Genomic DNA, 17702 nt, shown 5'->3' on the forward strand with positions numbered 1-17702 from the left:
ATGTTTCAAGCCGCAAGCCTTAGCCCTGTGCGAGCTCTGCCTCCATTTCCGCAATGTCCTGGAACCGGTCGGCGATGCGGGCGTGCGGGCGGCCGCCATCGGCGGCTGCGATCGCGATGACGATCTCGTCGGGATGCGGCGCATCGGCAATCTGGAAATTGGCGGTGAGGAAGTGGGAGCGCTTGCCGTTCTCGCTCTTGTGCATCATCGGCAAAGAGAGCAGGGCACCGGGCGCGTTGCGCGTATTGGCGAATTCCAGATAGTTCGTGCCGCCGATCGCATTGCGGAAGGGATTGCCGAAACGAAGCGTGTGGATCATCGCCGAGGCATGCTCGATTTCGCCGTTGACGCCGACCGCGGCCGCCTTGCCGCAAGCCTCGATTTTTTCCGCCGGCATTTGCGCCAGGAGCCGGCGGGTCATCTCCTCGCTCAACGGCCCCGCAATGTCGATGATCTCGGGCCGCAAGTTCTCCACGAAGCCCTTGCCGGCCCAGGGATTTTGGATGATGGCGGCGACGACGACGATGTTGAGGGGACGCGGCGCGGCCTTGCCGCCCTCGATGTGGGTTTCCTCAAGGAAGGTGCAGATCTTTCTGATGCCGAGCGCCATGTCTTTTCCGCCGTCTGTTGAAACGTTTCCTCAACCTAACGTGCAGCGGCTCGCGATCTTCCTATCGTTCCTAGGAAACGGAGCAGTACCGCTCCTCTGAAAACAAGTAGCATTCGCGGGCTTCGCGCCGCATTATCGCGGGGCTCAGATGGGAGTGCGCGACGGGTTGGACCACAAATCACAGATACTTTCGCTTCGCGATGTTGCCAGCCAGATCAACAGCGGCGGCGACCTGACGACCGTGCTGCAGCATCTGATTGCGGCTGCCTGCCGGCATGCGAACTGGGCGCTTGGCTCCATCATGGGCATCGATGCCGCGCACGGTTACGCCCACGTCATCGTTCGGCATGACCCGACACTCATCCAGCGCGACCTGCCAGACCGCTGGGAGCTGGCGACCAGCCCGTCGCTGATCGCGCTCCAGCGCAACGAGCCCGTCTATCTGCGCGATGCGCGCGAGAGCGCAGAGTTTCCCGGCTACCGCAAGGAGGCCTTCGAGCGGGACTACCGCACCGTGCTGGTCATGCCGATGAACTGCGCCGACGCCGAGGGCCGGCCGATGGTGCTGAGCGTCATCGCCCGCACGGTGACGGAGGTCACGGAAGACGATCTCGCCTTTCTCGGAACGATCATTCATCTCGGCGCGATCGCGGTGGAAAAGCAGCACCGTCTCGCGGCGGAGAAACGGGCGTCGGATCGGCTGGACCGGGCGCTCACGGCGCATACCTCGCTGCTGGAACATGTGCTCAGCGACGGCTCCGTCTCCTCGCTGGCCGCGATGGTCGGCAGGCTGCTGCCCAATCCGCTGGTCGTCGTCGATTTCACCGTCAACCAGTTGATCGCCGGGCGCTCGCCGCTCGCGACAGACTTCGACGATGTGGCCTGGCAGGCCGCGGCCCCCACGGTCTTCGCCCGCACGCTCATCAAGGCGGCACGCGATGCCGTCGAGCGCGGCACCCTGGAAACGGCGGCAATCCTGCTGGACGACGGCACGCGGCGGCTGCGTGCCTCCGCGCGGATCGAAGCCCTGACGGTCGATCGCCAGCTGGTCGGCGCGCTCGTCATCTTTCCCGGCGCGGTCGCCGAGGGCGAGCTGGACCAGCTCATGCTCGACAGCGCCAAGTTTGCGCTGAGCGTTCAGATGATGCGTTCCTTCCTGCGCTTTCGTTTCGAGACGCGCACGCAAAGCGAGCTGTTTTTCGAAGTCGTCGAGCGGCGCTGGCGCGATGCTGCGGATGTAACCCAGCGCGCCACGCGCCTCGGGCTCGATTTTTCCGCGCCACAGCAGATGATCGTCGTCGATTTTCCGGAGAAGGCGAAGGCCTTCGGCGGCGGTTCCGTCGATGTGGAGCACACCCTGTCACGCATCCTGCGGCAGGCGTCGCTGGAAGCGAGCCTCGTCGCCATCGATGGCGGTGTCGTCTGCCTCGTGCCGCACGAGGCGGGGCGAAAGCAGGAGCGCACGACGAAACTCATGCGCCGCATGGCCGATGAACTGGGCCGCTATTTCGATGAGGCGCCGGTAATCGTTGCCGCAAACCGCTGCGCCGGGCTGGAAGACTACCCCGCCGCCTGGGAGCGGTGCAGCCGGATGATCCGCATCGGCCGGTCGTTCGGGCTGACGGGGGCGCTGTCCACGCAGGATTTCGGTCCGCTGCCCATGCTCGTTTCCGCCGCCGATGTGGGCGACGTGCGCAGTTTCGTTCGCGAAAGCATCGGCGCAATCGCCGAGCACGACCGGGAGAATGGCACGCCCTATCTGGAAACGCTGTCGGCCTATCTCGAAGAAGGCTGCCGCAGCCAGGCCTGCGCCGACCGCCTGGGCCTGCATGTCACGACGCTGCGCTACCGGCTCTCGCGCATCCAGGAACTCTTCGGCATCGATGTCGAAACGGCGGAAAGACGCTTTTCGGTGGAGCTCGCCCTGCGTCTCTACGGCGTCATCGAGAACCACGCCTTCAGCGAACGCTGACCCTTTCGGGCTCTCCTTCGAAGCGCAGGATAACTCTCTGCCACTCTCCTCCGCCTAGGAGGAAGAAGCGGCCGGCGGGCGGCGGTAGCTTCCTCTCAATGAACCGGAGAGGAGGTCGGGATGGTGGAGCAAGCGGCAGCACAGGATGCGCCGATCGACCCGATCGCGTTGCGCCGGGCCTTCGGCACCTTCGTCACCGGCGTGACGGTCATCACCACGCTCGAAGCCGATGGCACGCCGCGCGGCATGACCGCGAATTCCTTCACCTCCGTGTCGCTCGATCCGCCGCTGCTGCTCGTCTGCGTCGCCAAGTCGGCGTCCAGCTATGCGGTGTTCAAGGCGGCGAACTGTTTTGCGGTCAACATCCTGCATGAGGGCCAGGTCGACGTATCGGCGACCTTCGCCTCGAAGGCGCAGGACAAGTTCCAGTCGGTCAACCACGACCGGGTGCATACCGGTGCGCCGGTTCTCACCGACAGCCTGACCTGGTTCGATTGCAGCCTTCACAGCGCGGTGGATGCCGGCGACCATGCCATTCTGATCGGCCAGGTGCGGGCGTTCGGCACCAGCCCGACCGCACCGCTCGGCTTCTGCCGTGGACGTTACGCCAGCGTGAAGGACCCGTTGCCGACCGGCTGGCTCGCCTCGCACGGCATGATCATCGGCTACCTCATCGAGGCGGGCGACAGCCTGCTGCTGCGCTCGGACGGCAAGGGCGGATGGGTGTTGCCGTCGGCGCGCCGGCGCAAGGCGGACAGCCAGCTGGTGCTCGACGGCGGCGATGCGCTGCGCCTCGTGCCGGAGGAAACCTTCCTCTATTCCGTCTTCGACGTCGCCGACAGCGATCCCGGTTATCTCGTCTACCGGGCGCGTCTGGCGGGCGAGGGCGCCTCGGGCAATCTCCCCGCCGACCTGCGCTTCTTCCCCATCGACGATCTGCCCTACGACACGATCGCGACCCATGAACTGCGCTCCATGCTGCGGCGCTACGGGCGCGAGCGGCTGGCGGGCCGCTTCGGCATCTACATGGATTCCGACGACGGCGGCCGTGTCGCGATGATCGACGGCGAAGCCCGCGCCTGGCTCCAGGCCTCCCAAGACCAAGGACAATGACATGAAGACGACAGTCAGCTCCATCGAGGGCTCTCGCCAGCTGCTGTTCATCGACGGCCGGTTCGTGGCCCCGAAGAACGGCAACTACATCCCGAGCTTCGATCCGACGACGGGCGCGCCCTGGTATGAATTTGCCGAAGCCGATGCGGACGATGTCGAGGCGGCCGTCGCCGCTGCCAGTGCCGCCTTCCGCAATCCCGAATGGCGGCGCATGACGCAGACCGATCGCGGTGCGCTGGTGCGCCGTCTCGCCGAATTGGTGCGGGCCAATGCGGATGCGCTTGCCCAGATCGAGACGCGCGACAACGGCAAGCTTCTCAAGGAAACGCGGGCGCAGATGCGCGCCATGCCGGACAGCTACCACTACTTCGCCGGCATGGCCGACAAGTTGCAGGGCGACACGATCCCGATCAACCGGCTCGACACGCTGAACATCAACCTGCGCGAGCCGCTCGGCGTCATCGGCATGATCACGCCGTGGAATTCGCCGCTGATGCTGCTGACCGGAACGCTGGCGCCCTGCCTTGCGATCGGCAACACCATCGTCATCAAGCCTTCCGAACACGCGACGGCCTCGACGCTGGCGCTGGCCGAACTCATCCACGAGGCAGGTTTCCCGGCGGGCGTCGTCAATGTGGTGACGGGCACCGGCAAGAGCGCCGGCGAGGCCCTGACCCGCCATCCGGGCGTCGCGAAATACGTCTTCACCGGCAGCACCGCCACCGGCCGCCGCATCGCCGGCAACGCCGCGCAGAACCTCGTGCCCTGCTCGATGGAACTCGGCGGCAAGTCGCCCCATGTCGTCTTCGGCGACGTCGATATCGAGCATGCGGTGAACGGCGTCGTCTCCGGCGTCTTCGCCGCGGCCGGTCAGACCTGTGTTGCCGGTTCGCGCTGCTTCGTTGAGGCGAGCGTCTACGACAGGTTCATCGAAGCCCTCGTCGCCCGCACGCAGCGCATTCGCGTCGGCCTTCCAACGGGCGATGACACCGATATCGGCCCGCTCGCGCTCGCCGACCAGCTTTCCAAGGTCGAATCCTATGTTATCTCCGGTGTGAAGGAGGGCGCGAAGGTTGCTGCCGGCGGCCGGCGGCCGCAGAAGGATGGCCTTGCGCCTGGCGGCTGGTATTTCGAGCCGACGGTGATGGTTGATGCCGAAAACGACATGACCTTCATGCGCGACGAACTCTTCGGCCCGGTGGTCGGCGTCATGCCGTTCCGCGACGAGGCGGAGATGATCCGGCTTGCCAACGATACCCGCTATGGCCTCGCCTCCGGCATCTGGACGAAGGACATCGACCGGGCGCTGCGTTTCGCCAGCGAGATCGAGGCCGGCACCGTCTGGGTCAACACCTATCGCTCCGCCTCCTTCATGTCCGCCAATGGCGGCTTCAAGGAAAGCGGTTACGGCCGGCGCGGCGGTTTCGAGGTGATGCACGAATTCTCGCGGCTGAAGAACGTGATCATCGACTATTCCGGCGCGATGCAGGACCCCTTCGTCATCCGCCTCAAGTAACAAGCATCGAAAGGCAGAACCATGAAGTTCGCAGTCTCGCTCACGATGGAACGCTTCTCGCCGGATGTGCCGATGGCGACCGCGAAGAACAACCTGCTGACGCTGGCCCGCATGGCAGACGAGGGTGGTTTCGAGATGCTCTGGACCGCCGAGCATCACACGATCGAATGCACGATCTCGCCCAATCCGTTCCAGACGCTCGTCTGGCTGGCGCAGCACACCGAGCAGCTGCGGCTCGGCACCTCGACGCTGGTCGCACCTTACTGGGATCCGATCCGGCTGGCGGGCGAATCGGCACTTTGCGACCACCTGACGAACGGCCGGCTGGAATTCGGCATCGCGCGCGGCTCCTACCAGTACGAGTTCGACCGGATGGCGGGCGGCATGCCGCAGCAGGAGGGCGTCGCCTACATGAAGGAGATCGTGCCGGCGGTGAAGAAGCTCTGGGCCGGCGATTACGCCCATGACGGTCACTACTGGAAATTCCCGCTCGCCACCTCCGTGCCCAAACCCTTGCAGCAGCCGCATCCACGCATCTGGGTCGCCGCGCGCGATCCCGGCACCTTCGACTGGGCGATCGCCAATGGTGCGAGCATCCTGTCGACGCCGCTTTCGGCACCCGCCGCCGAAATCCAGGTGCTCTCCGACAAGTTCCACAAGGCCGTGGCCGACCATCCGGAGGTGCCGCGCCCGCGCTTCATGATGCAGCGGCGCACCTGCGTCTACGATCGGCCGGACGGCTGGGAAAAGGCCGTGCAGCACAGCATGGATTATGGCCGCGCTTTCGAGAACCTCATGCAGAATGCCGGCACCGTGCAGAACGGTTTTCCCGAGGCCGTGCCCTATGAGGCGGTGAAGGGCAAGGAGAACTACAATCCGGAGAACATCCGCAAGAACCTGATGTTCGGCACGCCGGACGAGGTGATCGAGAAGCTGCTGGTGTTCGAAGCGGCGGGTGTCGACCAATACTGCCTCGGCCTCACCTTCAACCTTCCCTTCGAATTGCAGAAGCGCACGATCGAGCTTTTCGTGAAAGAGGTCATGCCGGTCTTCGCCGCGCGCGAGAACGACCGGAAACGGGCGGCTGCGGGGGGCTGATCATGGGTGAGGCACGAGAGCACACGGTCGGCGAGGTCACGCTCAACTATCGCATTGATGGCGATGGCAGCGAGCCGCTCGTCTGCATCCACGGCGTCGGCTCCTATCTGGAGGCCTGGTCCGGCGTGGTGGAGCGGTTGAAGGACCGGTTCACGATCCTGACCTTCGACCTGCGGGGCCACGGCCGGTCAAGCCGCGTCAAGGGCCGCTACGAGATCGACGACTTCGTGGCCGAGACGCTGGCGCTTGCCGACAAAGCCGGCTTCCCGACCTTCAATCTCGCGGGGTTTTCGCTCGGCGGCCTGATCGCCCAACGCCTCGCGCTGACGCATCTGCCGCGCCTGCGCCGGCTCGTGCTTCTGTCCACGGTTGCGGGCCGCACGCCAGAGGAGCGGGAACGCGTCCTCGCCCGCCTTGCGGCGCTTCAGGCCGGAACGCCGGCGGATCACCACACGGCGTCGCTCTCCCGCTGGCTGACGGAAGCGTTTCAGGAGGAACATCCCGACGTGATCGCCTGGCTGCGGTCGCGCGACGCGGAAAACGATCCGGACTGCTATGCGGCGGCCTATCGCGTGCTGGCCGAGACGGATTTCGGCGGCTTCCTCGACCAGATCCGCTGCCCGACCTTGATCGCCACCGGCGAGGAGGACGTCGGCTCAAACCCGCGCATGGCCCGCTACATGCACGACCGCATCCCGGGATCGCAGCTCACTCTCTTTCCGGGCCTGCGCCATTCCATCCTCATCGAGGCGCCGGGCGTCGTGGCCGTAACCATCGACAATTTCGTCTCGAAGACGGAGGCGGCCCATGGATGAGACTTTGCGCAAAGAGGGCGAAGCGGTCCGGCGGCGCGTGCTCGGCGACGACTATGTCGATCGCGCCAAGGCAGGCGCGGATGCCTTCTCCGCACCCTTGCAGGATCTGCTCAACGAATATTGCTGGGGCCTGGGCTGGACGGACGACGGCCTCGATCTCAAGCAGCGCAGCCTGCTGAACCTCGGCATGCTTGCCGCCAGCAACCGCATGCATGAATTCGGCATCCATTTTCGCGGCGCCATCCGCAACGGCCTGTCGGACAGGGAATTGCAGGCGGCCCTTCTCCAGATCGCGATCTACTGCGGCGTACCGGCAGGCGTCGAGGCGTTCCGGGTGGCCCGCGCCATCCGCGCGGAAATGGGCGGGGAGGGCACGACTTGATTTCCGTCATTTCGATGAAGCCAGGGGCCACGCGCTGCTTGGGAACGCCGGAAGACGGGGAGGGGCGATAAGCCCCAAGATTGTTACCATCGGCAGGGAGAGGAACCCGCGCCGTCGACAGAAACGACAATGGACAGAGGGAACAAACACATGATGAAGACATCGACACTCGCGGCGCTCGTCGCCTCTCTCTCGCTTTCGCTCGCCACGGTGCCGGCCCAGGCCGGTGCCGTTCTGGACCGGGTGCTCGCTGCCAAGACCCTGAAAGTCGCGACCGATGCCAACTGGGCGCCGCAATCCTTCGTCAACGACAAGAACGAGATGGACGGCTTCGATATCGACGTCGCCAAGGAGATCGGCAAACATCTCGGCGTCTCCGTCGAGTTCGTGACGCCGGGCTGGGACATCATCACGGCCGGCAAGTGGCAGGGCCGCTGGGACATGCATGTCGGCTCGATGACGCCGACGAAGGCGCGCGCCGAAATCTTCGATTTCCCGGCAGTTTACTACTACACGCCCGCCGCCGTCGCCGTGCACAAGGACAGCAAGGCGGAAAAGCTTTCCGATCTCGAAGGCAAGGTCGTCGGTGTGACGGCAACCTCGACCTTCGAAGCCTATGCCAACCAGGACCTGACGCTGGACGCCGCCGGCGCGCCGCCGTTCACCTATGAGTTCAAGGCCGGCGAGGTGAAATCCTACGCCAACTCCACCACCGCCTTCGACGACCTGCGTCTCGGCGACGGGACGCGCCTCGATGCCGTCGTTTCCACGCTGCCGAGCATTCTCGACGCGGAGAAAGCCGGCTACCCGATCAAGCAGCTCGGCAAGCCGGTCTTCTTCGAGCCCCTTGCCGTCGCCGTCGAGCATGGCGACAAGGAGCTGAGCGAGAAGATCGCCGAGGCCGTGGACGCGATCCGGGCCGATGGCACGCTGAGCAAGCTGTCGGTCAAGTGGTACGGTGTCGACTACACGGTCACGCAGTAAAAAGACCCATCCGTTCGCGCGCGCCCGCAAAACCGGGCCGCGCCTTACATTCAGGGAGCGGAGATGCTGTATCCGGATACCGTCGAGTCCGAAGTGCTCGTCCACAAGCCGTGGTTCGTCGCGGTGATGTTTGCGGCGATCTTCGCCCTGTTCCTTGCCTTCGATCTCTCGGGAACGTCGATGGGCGAGCTGATGCGCCCGGTGATCGGCGAGCCCTTGGAAAGCGGCATCTACGGCCGCTTCGCCATCGCCTTCGTCATCGCCGTGCTGTTCTGCCTGAACGTCGTCCTGATCGGTTTCGCCTCGCTTAGGGTGCAGATCACGATCGTCTGGCTTGAACTCCTGCTGCTGTTCCTCGCCTTCTTCAAGACATTCAATCTCAGCCTGCCGTTCATGGCCGAGAAATTGCCCTTCCTCGTCACGCAGGGGCTTTTCACGACGATTTACGTCTCGGCGATCTCCATCGTCATCGCGTCCGCCATCGCCATTCTCGGCGCGGTGGCGAAGCTCTCGACGAACGGGTTCGCCTATGCGATCGCGAGTTTCTACACCTCGTTCTTCCGCGGCCTGCCGCTCCTGATGCAGGTCTACCTCATCTATCTCGGCCTGCCGCAGCTCGGCTTCATCATCGATGCGGTGCCGGCCGGTATTCTCGCGCTGTCGCTCTGCTACGGCGCCTATATGACGGAGATCTTCCGCTCCGGCATCCAGAGCATCGACCGCGGCCAATGGGAGGCCTCGCGCTCGATCGGCTTCGGCTTCGGCATCACCATGCGCAAGATCATCCTGCCGCAGGCGCTGCCCGTCATCATCCCGCCGACCGGCAACCAGTTCATCTCGATGCTGAAGGACAGTTCGCTCGTCTCGGTCATCGGCGTGTGGGAACTGATGTTCCTGGCGCGCACGCTCGGACAGAAGTCGTTCCAGCATATGGAAATGCTGATCTCCGCCGCGATGCTCTACTGGGGCGTGTCGATCTGCCTCGAACTCATCCAGTCACGCATCGAGCGTCATTATGCGAGGAGCAAAGTCCGATGAGCGAAAAGATCATCGACGTCCGCAACGTCTCCAAATGGTACGGCGCGTTCCGGGTGCTGACCGATGTGAACCTGACGGTGGAAAAGGGCGAGCGCATCGTCATCTGCGGCCCCTCCGGCTCGGGAAAGTCGACGCTGATCCGCTGCTTCAACCGGCTGGAGGCGCATCAGGAAGGCGACATCGTCGTCAACGGCATCCCCCTGCATGACAAGATGCGCAATGTCGGCGAGGTGCGCAAAAATGTCGGCATGGTCTTCCAGCACTTCAACCTCTTCCCGCATATGACCGTGCTGATGAACTGCATGGTCGGGCCGATGTGGATCAAGGGCGTCTCGCAGGCCGAAGCCCGCAAGACCGCACTGCAATTCCTGGAGCGCGTGCGCATTCCCGAACAGGCGGACAAATATCCCGTGCAGCTCTCCGGCGGCCAGCAGCAGCGCGTGGCGATCGCCCGTTCGCTCTGCATGCAGCCGGCCGTCATGCTGTTCGACGAGCCGACATCCGCGCTCGATCCGGAAATGGTGTCCGAAGTGCTCGACACCATGACGAGCCTGGCGCGCGACGGCATGACCATGGTCTGCGTCACCCACGAAATGGCCTTCGCCCGCGCCGTCGCCGACCGGGTGATCTTCATGAATGCGGGCCAGATCGTCGAGCAGGGCAAGCCGGAAGAATTCTTCAAGAACCCGCAGCACGAGCGCACCAAGCTCTTCCTCAGCCAGATCCTGAAACACTGAAGGGCCGGCGATTGCCGGCCCGTTCAAGCATCAATCGGCCTTCGCCGCGGCGATACCGTCAAGCCGCTGCATCGCTTCCGCCGGCAGCTCGATATCGGCGGCGGCGAGATTTTCGCGCAGATGGCCGCGGGACGACGTGCCGGGGATCAGCAGGATGTTCGGCTTGCGGGCGAGCAGCCAGGCGAGGGCGACCTGAAGCGGGGTCGCTTCCAGATCCGTCGCGACCTCGGACAGGGTTGCGGATTGCAGCGGCGAGAATCCGCCGAGCGGGAAAAAGGGCACGTAGGCGGTACCTTCCGCCGCCAGCTGGTCGATCAGCGCGTCGTCTCCCCGGTGGGCCAGGTTGTACTGGTTCTGGACGCAGACGATATCCGTAATTTTCCGGCCATCCGCGATCTGCCGGGCGGTCACGTTCGACAGCCCGATATGCTTGATCAGGCCCTGGCGTTGCAGGTCTGCGAGAACCGTGAGCGGCTCCTCCAGCGAGCCCTCCGCAGGCCCGTGCACGTCGAACATGGCGCGCAGGTTGACGACGTCGATGGTGTCGAGGTCGAGGTTCTTCAGGTTGTCGTGCACGGCCTGCGTGAGCGCTTCCTTCGAGAAGGCCGGGTTCCACGACGCATCCGAGCCGCGCGTCGCGCCGACCTTGGTGACGATGACGAGGCCGTCCTTGTAGGGATGCAACGCCTCCTTGATGATCTGGTTGGTGACATGCGGTCCGTAGAAGTCGCTGGTGTCGATATGGTCGACCCCGCTCTCTATCGCTTCGCGCAGCACGGCGATCGCCTCCGCCCGATCCTTCGGCGGGCCGAAGACGCCCTTTCCTGCGAGCTGCATGGCGCCATAGCCGAGCCGCTTTACCGTGAAGTCGCCGAGTTTGTACGTGCCGGATTTGTCGAGATTGGACATGTCGTGCCTCCATTGTCTGGTCGATCCTGAAATAGGGCGGCTTGTCCGCAGCGAAAATGGGATATAATCCGCACAGCTTGTCCGTAATGGCGGACAGTGGTGGAGGGCGACATGACACTGGGCAGCTCGAACATGGCGGATCTGGGCGCCTTCCTGGCGGTGGCACGGGCCGGCGGTTTTCGCGAGGCAGCCCGCGCGACCAACAGCAGCTCGTCGGCCCTGAGCGATGCCGTGCGGCGCCTTGAGACCGAGCTTGGCGTCCGGCTTTTCAACCGCACCACGCGAAGCGTCGTGCCCACCGAGGCGGGACGCGGCCTCATGGAGCGCATCAGCCCGGCCTTCAGCGAAATCGGCGGCGCGCTGGAGCACGTCCGGAGCCTGCGCGGCCGACCGGCGGGAACGTTGAAGCTCAATGTCCCGGTCAGCGCGGCGCGGCTGGTGCTGCCGAAGATCGTGCCGCAGTTCCTGGCGGCCTATCCCGACATCCAGCTTGAGATCGTCACCGACGAGAATTTCGTGGATATCATCGCTGCCGGATGCGATGCCGGTATCCGCTATGACGAGCGGCTGGAACTGGACATGATAGCGGTGCCGATCGGCCCGCGCATTCAGCGGTTCGCCAGCGCTGCATCGCCCTCCTATCTTGCTGCGCGCGGCCGGCCCGAACATCCGCGCGATCTGCTGTCGCATGCCTGCATTCGAAGCCGCTTCGCCGGCCGGTCGCTCGGCTCCTGGGAGTTCGAGCGTGACGGCGAGGTCGTGCGGGTCGATCCTCCGAGTTCGCTGATCGTGCAAGCGGGCGGCGGTTCGGACCTGGGCGTCACGGCCGCGATCGACGGAGCCGGCATCATATCGCTCTTCGAGGATTGGCTGAAGCCCCACTTCCAGAGCGGCGCCCTGGTCCCCGTGCTGGAGCCGTGGTGGCTGAGCTTTTCCGGCCCGTTCCTCTATTATCCAGGGCGCCGGCTGGTGCCGGCCCCGCTGCGCGCCTTCATCGATTTCATGAAGGTATTGCCGTCGCCCGACTAGCGGTCAGCTTTTCCAGAAGAGCGGCGTCAGCACAACGAGGACAGTCAGAACCTCAAGACGGCCGAGCAGCATCATGATCGTCAGAAGATAGAGCGCCGGATCGGAAATCGTCGAGAAGTTGCCGGCCGGACCCACGATGGGGCCGACGCCCGGCCCGACGTTGGAGAGCGCGGTGATGACGGATGATGCGGAGGTCAGAAGATCGTAGCCCATCGCCGTCATGGCGACGCTGCCGGTGGCCCACAGCAGGAGGTAGGTTACGAAGAAGAGGAAAACGTTACGTTGCAGATCGGGATCAACCGCCATCTTGCCGTAGCGCACGATATGGATCCCGTTCGGATAGATCAGCTTATAGAGGCCGGTGCGGATCGAATTGAAGAGGATGATGAACCGGTAAGCTTTTATGCCGCCGGCGGTCGATCCAGAACATCCACCCATGAAGGTCATGAAAAACGCCATCGTCACCACGAACGGTCCCCAGAGCGTATAGTCCTGGCTGGCAAAACCGGTCGTGGAGAGGATTGTCGACACGGTGAAGAACGAGTGCGTAAGCGCTTCATGGAACGGCACGCCGTTCTGGAGACGTTGGTAGATTGCGATCGCCACGGAGAATAGCACGAGATAGCCGAGAAACACGCCGATCTGCGGATCACGCAGCGCATCAAGACGGCCGCGGACCATGAAGACGATCAGGATCGAAAAGGGTAGGCTGCAGAGCGTCATGAAGAAGGTGCCGGCCCACAGCAGCGGCAAGCTGTTGAAATAGCCGAATGACGCGTCATGGGTCGAAAAACCGCCGGTCGCCACCGTCGCCATGGCGTGGTTGACGGCATCGAAGCGGCTCATGCCGAGTGCGGCAAAAACCAGCGTGCAGGCCAGCGTAATCAACACGTAGATAAGGACAAACGCCCGGGTGAAGCTGGCGATCCGGGCGAACGGCTTATCGTTCGTGTCGGACGATTCCATTTTGAAGAAGGAGATGCCGCCGACGCGCAGGTAGGGCATGACGAAGAGGCCGAGGGCGACGATACCAATGCCGCCGAGCCAATGGAGGAGCGAGCGCCACATCAGGATGCCTGGCGGCGCATTGTCCAGACCCGAAATGACCGTCGAGCCCGTCGTCGTGATGGCGGAAACGGATTCGAACAGCGCCTTGGCGAAGTTCATGTCGAGAGACGACAACATGAAGGGTAGGGCGCCGACGAGCGAAAAGACCAGCCATAGGACGTTGACCAGCAGAAAGCCCATCTTCTTGTTGAATGGCGGCGGGCCGGCGCGTGTCGCGGCCGCGGTCACGGTTGAAAGGCCGCCGACCAGCACGGCCGACAGCATGAAGACCTTCCAGTCCCGATGACCATAATAGATGTCGACAAGCGCCGGCACGAGCATGGCTGCCGCAAGATAGAGACCGCAGATTGCTGCGATATTGACGACGGCGCGGTAGATCGTGGCGTTCAACGGAAGGTGTCCTGCGTGCCGGCTATCGACTGGTTCGAAGGATCGAGCGGCCGCAGTCCGTTGCTGCGATAGGCAATAACCTTTGCCGCCGTCAAACTCAAGGTCGGTGCGAACGGGCCATCGACGTTTGACGCGGTCCTGCTTTAGGTCGTTGTTCAGCTTTCTGCCGTAACGTCAGGTAATCTTGCTGCATGCGGGGATTTCGGAATGGGCGTCGTGACGCTGGACCAGGTGGAGCGCCAGATCGCGCGGGGCTTTCGGTTCTTGCGTTTTTCTCCGGACATCGAGGCCGCCTTCCGCAAGGACTATGTGGCGGAGCGGGTGCGGCTCGCCGTCATCTGGGGCGTGATCGGAACGCTGATCTACGATCTCGTCTATTTCGGCGACCGCACCATGATGGCGGATGTCTTCACCGCGCTGGTCTTCGCGCGCTTCCTGGTGTTCACGCCCTTCGTGATCGCCTGTATCCTGACCGTCCGCCGCTGGCGGAATGCGCTGCTCTACGATAGTCTTTCCGTCGCGATCGCTGTGATGGGCGTCACCTTGCCGATGCTTGCCGCCACGCAAAGCGCCAGCCCCTACCTTTTCGTCTACCAGAACGGCAACTCCGCCGCCTTTCTGTTCTTCGTCATCGCATTGCGGCCGCGTTTTCCCGCGGTCCTTGTCGGGCTCACGCTGATGTGCGCCTCGCATTTCACCACCACGCAGATGACGGGCGCCTTCGACGCCGTGACCTATTCCGGCATTATCACCTTCTATGTGACGCTCTCGATCTTCCTGGCGGTGAGCGCTTATTTCCTGGAGCAGAAGGACCGGCAGAATTTTCTCAATCAGTTGCGAGCCGGCCTGCTTTACGGGCAGCTGGAGCGCAATGCCGAGCGGGACGAGCTGACGGGGCTGCTCAACCGGCGCTCGCTCGCGCGGATCTGCGAAGGCTTGTGGAACGGTGGAAAGCATAAAACCGTGGCCGCCATCCTGCTCGACATCGATCATTTCAAGCGTTTCAACGACGTTCACGGCCATATCGAAGGCGACGCCTGCCTTCGCGCCGTCTCGCGATGCATCCGCGACACGGTGGACGAGGCATCCTTCGTGTTCCGTTTCGGGGGCGAGGAGATGCTGGTCCTCTCGGCTGATCGGGAACCCCTGGCGGCACTGGCGATGGCGGAGCGCATCCGCGTCGCCATCGAAGGCCTCGCCATGCGCCATCGCGGACTGGACGATGGCTGCGTGACGGTCAGCCTCGGTGTTGCCCTGGCAGCCGCTGCCGAGACGACGCTGGAACGGCTTCTATGCGATGCCGACAGCGCGCTCTACGAGGCGAAGCGCATGGGCAGGAACACCGTGGCGCTCGCCGGCGATACGTTGGTCGACGCCCGCGTCGCCTAGCATTCATTCGAGCTGGAGGTTCTCCTTGAGCAGGACCTCGATACGGATCCGCTCCTGGGAGGCGAGCAGTTCGCGGTGATCGGCGCGGGCGCGCATGATGCGTAGCGCGCTTCTGACGGCATGGCCGGGGTCCTGGGCGATCACGGCGTCGATGCGTTCATCCATCAGCGCCTTTTCGCTGAAGGGGGTGCGCTCGTGCGCGACGACGGTGAGGGGGCGGGAACCCTGCGCGTTCCAGACGGCCGACAGCGGCACCCTCGCCTCCGAACTCAGGACGTAGACGGCGACGGTGTCCGGGTTGTGCTGCAGGGTGCGCTGGATGATCAGCTCGGTGCGCTTTTCGTCCGCATAGGTTTCCAGCGACGGCAGGATTTCGAGATGCGGGAACTGGGTGTTGATGATGCTGTCGAAGCCGAGACGGCGCTGGATGCTGTCGAGCGCCATCATGGTTTCCGCCACCACCATGATCTTGCCGGGCTTCTCGCTGATGAAGCGGCCGGCGATCTTGCCGGCGGTGGCACCGGCGGCGAAATTGTCGACGCCGACATAGTCGGCGCTCTCCAGCCGTTCCTGGCCTGACAGGAACTGCACGACCTTGACGCCGCGCTCGACGAGCCGCATCAGCGCGTCGCGCACCTGCGGCGATTCCGGCGCCATGACGGCGACCCCGTCGATGGCTTCGGGATCGATGGCGGTCAGGTATTTGGCGACATGGTGCGGATCCGCCATGGGAATCTGCACGGCCTCCACCGCGATGGAATCGGCGCGAAGCGCTTCCTTCGCCTCGGTGACGCGGCCGATGAGCTCCTTGAGATACTGGTCGCCGGAAGTCGGAAGCACGAAGCGGAAGCGATAGGTCTTGTTGCGCGCCAGCGCGACGGCGGCCGGGTTGCGGACGAAGCCGATGCGCTCGATCGCCTCGGCGACTTTGCGCGCGGCCTTCCCGCTGACATTCGGGCGCTCGTTCAGCACACGGTCGACGGTCGCTAGGCTGACGCCCGCTGCTTCTGCCAGGTCTTTTGCGGTTGGCCGCATGCGCCCGCTTTCCTCCTCCCAAGAGTCTGAATCGGATTTCTCTAGCAAAAGCAGGCGAAAAGCAAGAATTGAAGTGCGCACCTCAAAAATTGCTTGCATTGAGGTGCGCACCTCAATATGACTCTCTCCATGGCGGCGAGGAGGAACACCGCAGCCATTGGAGATGGCGTGGAAGAGGGCAGGCCCATGGAGGCGTCCTTCCGCGCCTGTTGCCCGCCACGGGCGTTTTCGCCTTTCGATGGAAGTCGGAAGGAAGGGGGAGGAGGCCCCAGTCATGAATTTTCATAAAGTCAGATCATTGACCGCTCTCGGCGCCCTTTTGGCCGCCGGCGTTGCAAACACAGGCCAGGCCGGCGCCGCCGAATTGACGCTGTGCTGGGCCGCCTGGGACCCGGCAAACGCCCTCGTCGAACTCAGCAAGGATTTCGAGGCCAAGAGCGGCAATACGATGAAATTCGAGTTCGTGCCGTGGCCGAACTTCGCCGACCGCATGCTCAACGAGCTGAATTCCGGCGGCAAGCTCTGCGATCTCCTGATCGGCGACAGCCAGTGGATCGGTGGTGCCGCGGAGAACGGGCAGTACGTCAAGCTCAACGATTTCTTCGACAAGGAAGGAATCAAGATGGATGACTTCATCCCGGCCACCGTTGTCGGTTATGCCGAATGGCCGAAGAACTCGCCGAACTACTGGGCGCTGCCGGCCTTCGGCGACGTCGTCGGCTGGAGCTACCGCAAGGACTGGTTCGCACGCCCCGAACTCCAGGCGGAGTTCAAGCAGAAATACGGCCGCGATCTCGCGGTGCCGAAAACCTTCGCCGAACTGAAGGACATCGCCGAATTCTTCCAGAAGCGCGAGATCGACGGCAAGACGGTCTATGGCGCGGCAATCTACACGGAGCGCGGCTCCGAGGGCATCACCATGGGCGTCATGGACGTGCTCTACAGCTTCGGCTTCCAGTACGAAAACCCCGACAAGCCCTATGAGCTGGACGGCTACGTAAATTCCGCCAAGGCGGTGGCCGGCCTGGAGTTCTACAAGGAACTCTACAATTGCTGCACACCGCCCGGCCATTCCGACGCCTACATGTCGGAGGACATCGACGCCTACAAGTCGGGCCAGGTCGCGCTGCACATGAACTTCGCCTTCACCTGGCCGGGCATCAATGCCGATCCCAATGTCGGCGGCGACAAGTCCGGCTACTTCCCGAACCCGGCAGGCCCCGATGGCGTCGCCTTTGCCCAGCTCGGCGGGCAGGGCATTTCGGTGGTCGCGGCGTCCGAAAAGCAGGAAGAGGCGCTTGCCTATATCAAGTGGTTCGCCCAGCCGGAGGTCCAGCAGAAATGGTGGCAGATGGGCGGCTATTCGGCGCTGCGCAAGGTGGTCGAAGACCCCGGTTTTGCGACCAGCCAGCCCTATGCGCAGACCTTCCTCGATTCCATGGCCATCGTGAAGGACTTCTGGGCCGAGCCGTCCTACGCCTCGCTGCTGCAGGCGGCGCAGAAGCGCTTCCATGACTATGTGGTCGCCGGCCAGGGGACGGCGCAGGAAGCGCTCGACGGTCTGGCGAAGGACTGGACGCAGGTCTTCGACGACGAAGGCAAGTACTGACCGCCACG

General features: G+C 63.8%; 16 protein-coding genes. 12 read left to right on the forward strand and 4 right to left on the reverse strand.

The window, feature by feature from the left end; genetic code table 11:
* Positions 1 to 19: 19 nt before the first annotated feature.
* Positions 20 to 610, reverse strand: coding sequence for an amino acid synthesis family protein (locus J2Y63_RS01455; protein ID WP_435264600.1), 591 nt, complete (start codon positions 608 to 610; stop codon positions 20 to 22).
* 148 nt (positions 611 to 758) lie between these two features.
* Between J2Y63_RS01455 and J2Y63_RS01460 the strand changes: the two genes are divergently transcribed.
* The 9 genes from J2Y63_RS01460 to J2Y63_RS01500 all read left to right on the forward strand — a co-directional run bounded on the left by J2Y63_RS01460 (position 759) and on the right by J2Y63_RS01500 (position 10265).
* Entirely contained in the window at positions 759 to 2582 is a 1824-nt protein-coding gene (locus tag J2Y63_RS01460; protein ID WP_435264601.1) for a helix-turn-helix domain-containing protein, read from the forward strand.
* Positions 2583 to 2702: 120 nt separating this feature from the next.
* Complete coding sequence (locus tag J2Y63_RS01465; protein ID WP_435264602.1) at positions 2703 to 3695, forward strand: flavin reductase; 993 nt, start codon at positions 2703 to 2705, stop codon at positions 3693 to 3695.
* Between the two features lies 1 nt (position 3696).
* Positions 3697 to 5211 carry an aldehyde dehydrogenase gene (locus J2Y63_RS01470; RefSeq protein WP_435264603.1) on the forward strand — a complete coding sequence of 505 codons (1515 nt, stop codon included), beginning with the start codon at positions 3697 to 3699 and terminating at the stop codon, positions 5209 to 5211.
* A gap of 21 nt (positions 5212 to 5232) precedes the next feature.
* Complete coding sequence (locus tag J2Y63_RS01475; RefSeq protein ID WP_256114965.1) at positions 5233 to 6309, forward strand: LLM class flavin-dependent oxidoreductase; 1077 nt, start codon at positions 5233 to 5235, stop codon at positions 6307 to 6309.
* Between the two features lie 2 nt (positions 6310 to 6311).
* A complete protein-coding gene (locus J2Y63_RS01480) occupies positions 6312 to 7124 on the forward strand; it encodes an alpha/beta fold hydrolase (protein WP_435264604.1) in 813 nt (270 codons plus the stop codon).
* Complete coding sequence (locus J2Y63_RS01485) at positions 7117 to 7506, forward strand: carboxymuconolactone decarboxylase family protein (RefSeq protein ID WP_435264605.1); 390 nt, start codon at positions 7117 to 7119, stop codon at positions 7504 to 7506. The genes J2Y63_RS01480 and J2Y63_RS01485 overlap by 8 nt, the downstream gene beginning before the upstream one ends.
* A gap of 150 nt (positions 7507 to 7656) precedes the next feature.
* Entirely contained in the window at positions 7657 to 8490 is an 834-nt protein-coding gene (locus tag J2Y63_RS01490; protein ID WP_435264606.1) for a transporter substrate-binding domain-containing protein, read from the forward strand.
* A gap of 63 nt (positions 8491 to 8553) precedes the next feature.
* The gene (locus J2Y63_RS01495; RefSeq protein ID WP_435264607.1) at positions 8554 to 9528 is read left to right on the forward strand and encodes an amino acid ABC transporter permease; all 975 of its coding nucleotides are present in this window, start codon (positions 8554 to 8556) and stop codon (positions 9526 to 9528) included.
* Complete coding sequence (locus J2Y63_RS01500; protein WP_435264608.1) at positions 9525 to 10265, forward strand: amino acid ABC transporter ATP-binding protein; 741 nt, start codon at positions 9525 to 9527, stop codon at positions 10263 to 10265. Before J2Y63_RS01495 ends, J2Y63_RS01500 begins: the two co-directional genes overlap by 4 nt.
* 30 nt (positions 10266 to 10295) lie before the next feature.
* On the opposite strand, the gene J2Y63_RS01505 is transcribed toward J2Y63_RS01500, so the two are convergent.
* Complete coding sequence (locus J2Y63_RS01505) at positions 10296 to 11174, reverse strand: aldo/keto reductase family oxidoreductase (protein WP_435264609.1); 879 nt, start codon at positions 11172 to 11174, stop codon at positions 10296 to 10298.
* A gap of 111 nt (positions 11175 to 11285) precedes the next feature.
* On the opposite strand from J2Y63_RS01505, the gene J2Y63_RS01510 reads away from it, so the two are divergent.
* Entirely contained in the window at positions 11286 to 12203 is a 918-nt protein-coding gene (locus tag J2Y63_RS01510; protein WP_435264610.1) for a LysR substrate-binding domain-containing protein, read from the forward strand.
* 3 nt (positions 12204 to 12206) lie between these two features.
* On the opposite strand, the gene J2Y63_RS01515 is transcribed toward J2Y63_RS01510, so the two are convergent.
* A complete protein-coding gene (locus J2Y63_RS01515) occupies positions 12207 to 13661 on the reverse strand; it encodes a TrkH family potassium uptake protein (RefSeq protein ID WP_435264611.1) in 1455 nt (484 codons plus the stop codon).
* A gap of 207 nt (positions 13662 to 13868) precedes the next feature.
* On the opposite strand from J2Y63_RS01515, the gene J2Y63_RS01520 reads away from it, so the two are divergent.
* Positions 13869 to 15050, forward strand: a complete 1182-nt coding sequence (locus tag J2Y63_RS01520) for a GGDEF domain-containing protein (protein WP_435264612.1) — start codon at positions 13869 to 13871, stop codon at positions 15048 to 15050.
* A 3-nt stretch (positions 15051 to 15053) separates the two neighbouring features.
* Here the strand turns inward: J2Y63_RS01520 and J2Y63_RS01525 are convergent, their stop codons facing one another.
* On the reverse strand, positions 15054 to 16085 hold the full coding sequence (locus tag J2Y63_RS01525) for a LacI family DNA-binding transcriptional regulator (RefSeq protein ID WP_435264613.1): 1032 nt from the start codon (positions 16083 to 16085) through the stop codon (positions 15054 to 15056).
* Positions 16086 to 16359: 274 nt separating this feature from the next.
* On the opposite strand from J2Y63_RS01525, the gene J2Y63_RS01530 reads away from it, so the two are divergent.
* Positions 16360 to 17694, forward strand: coding sequence for an ABC transporter substrate-binding protein (locus J2Y63_RS01530; RefSeq protein ID WP_256114955.1), 1335 nt, complete (start codon positions 16360 to 16362; stop codon positions 17692 to 17694).
* The last annotated feature ends 8 nt before the right edge of the window (positions 17695 to 17702 follow it).

Origin of the sequence: Shinella sp. BE166 (assembly GCF_051201095.1) — a bacterium.
Classification (GTDB): Bacteria; Pseudomonadota; Alphaproteobacteria; order Rhizobiales; family Rhizobiaceae; genus Shinella; species Shinella lacus.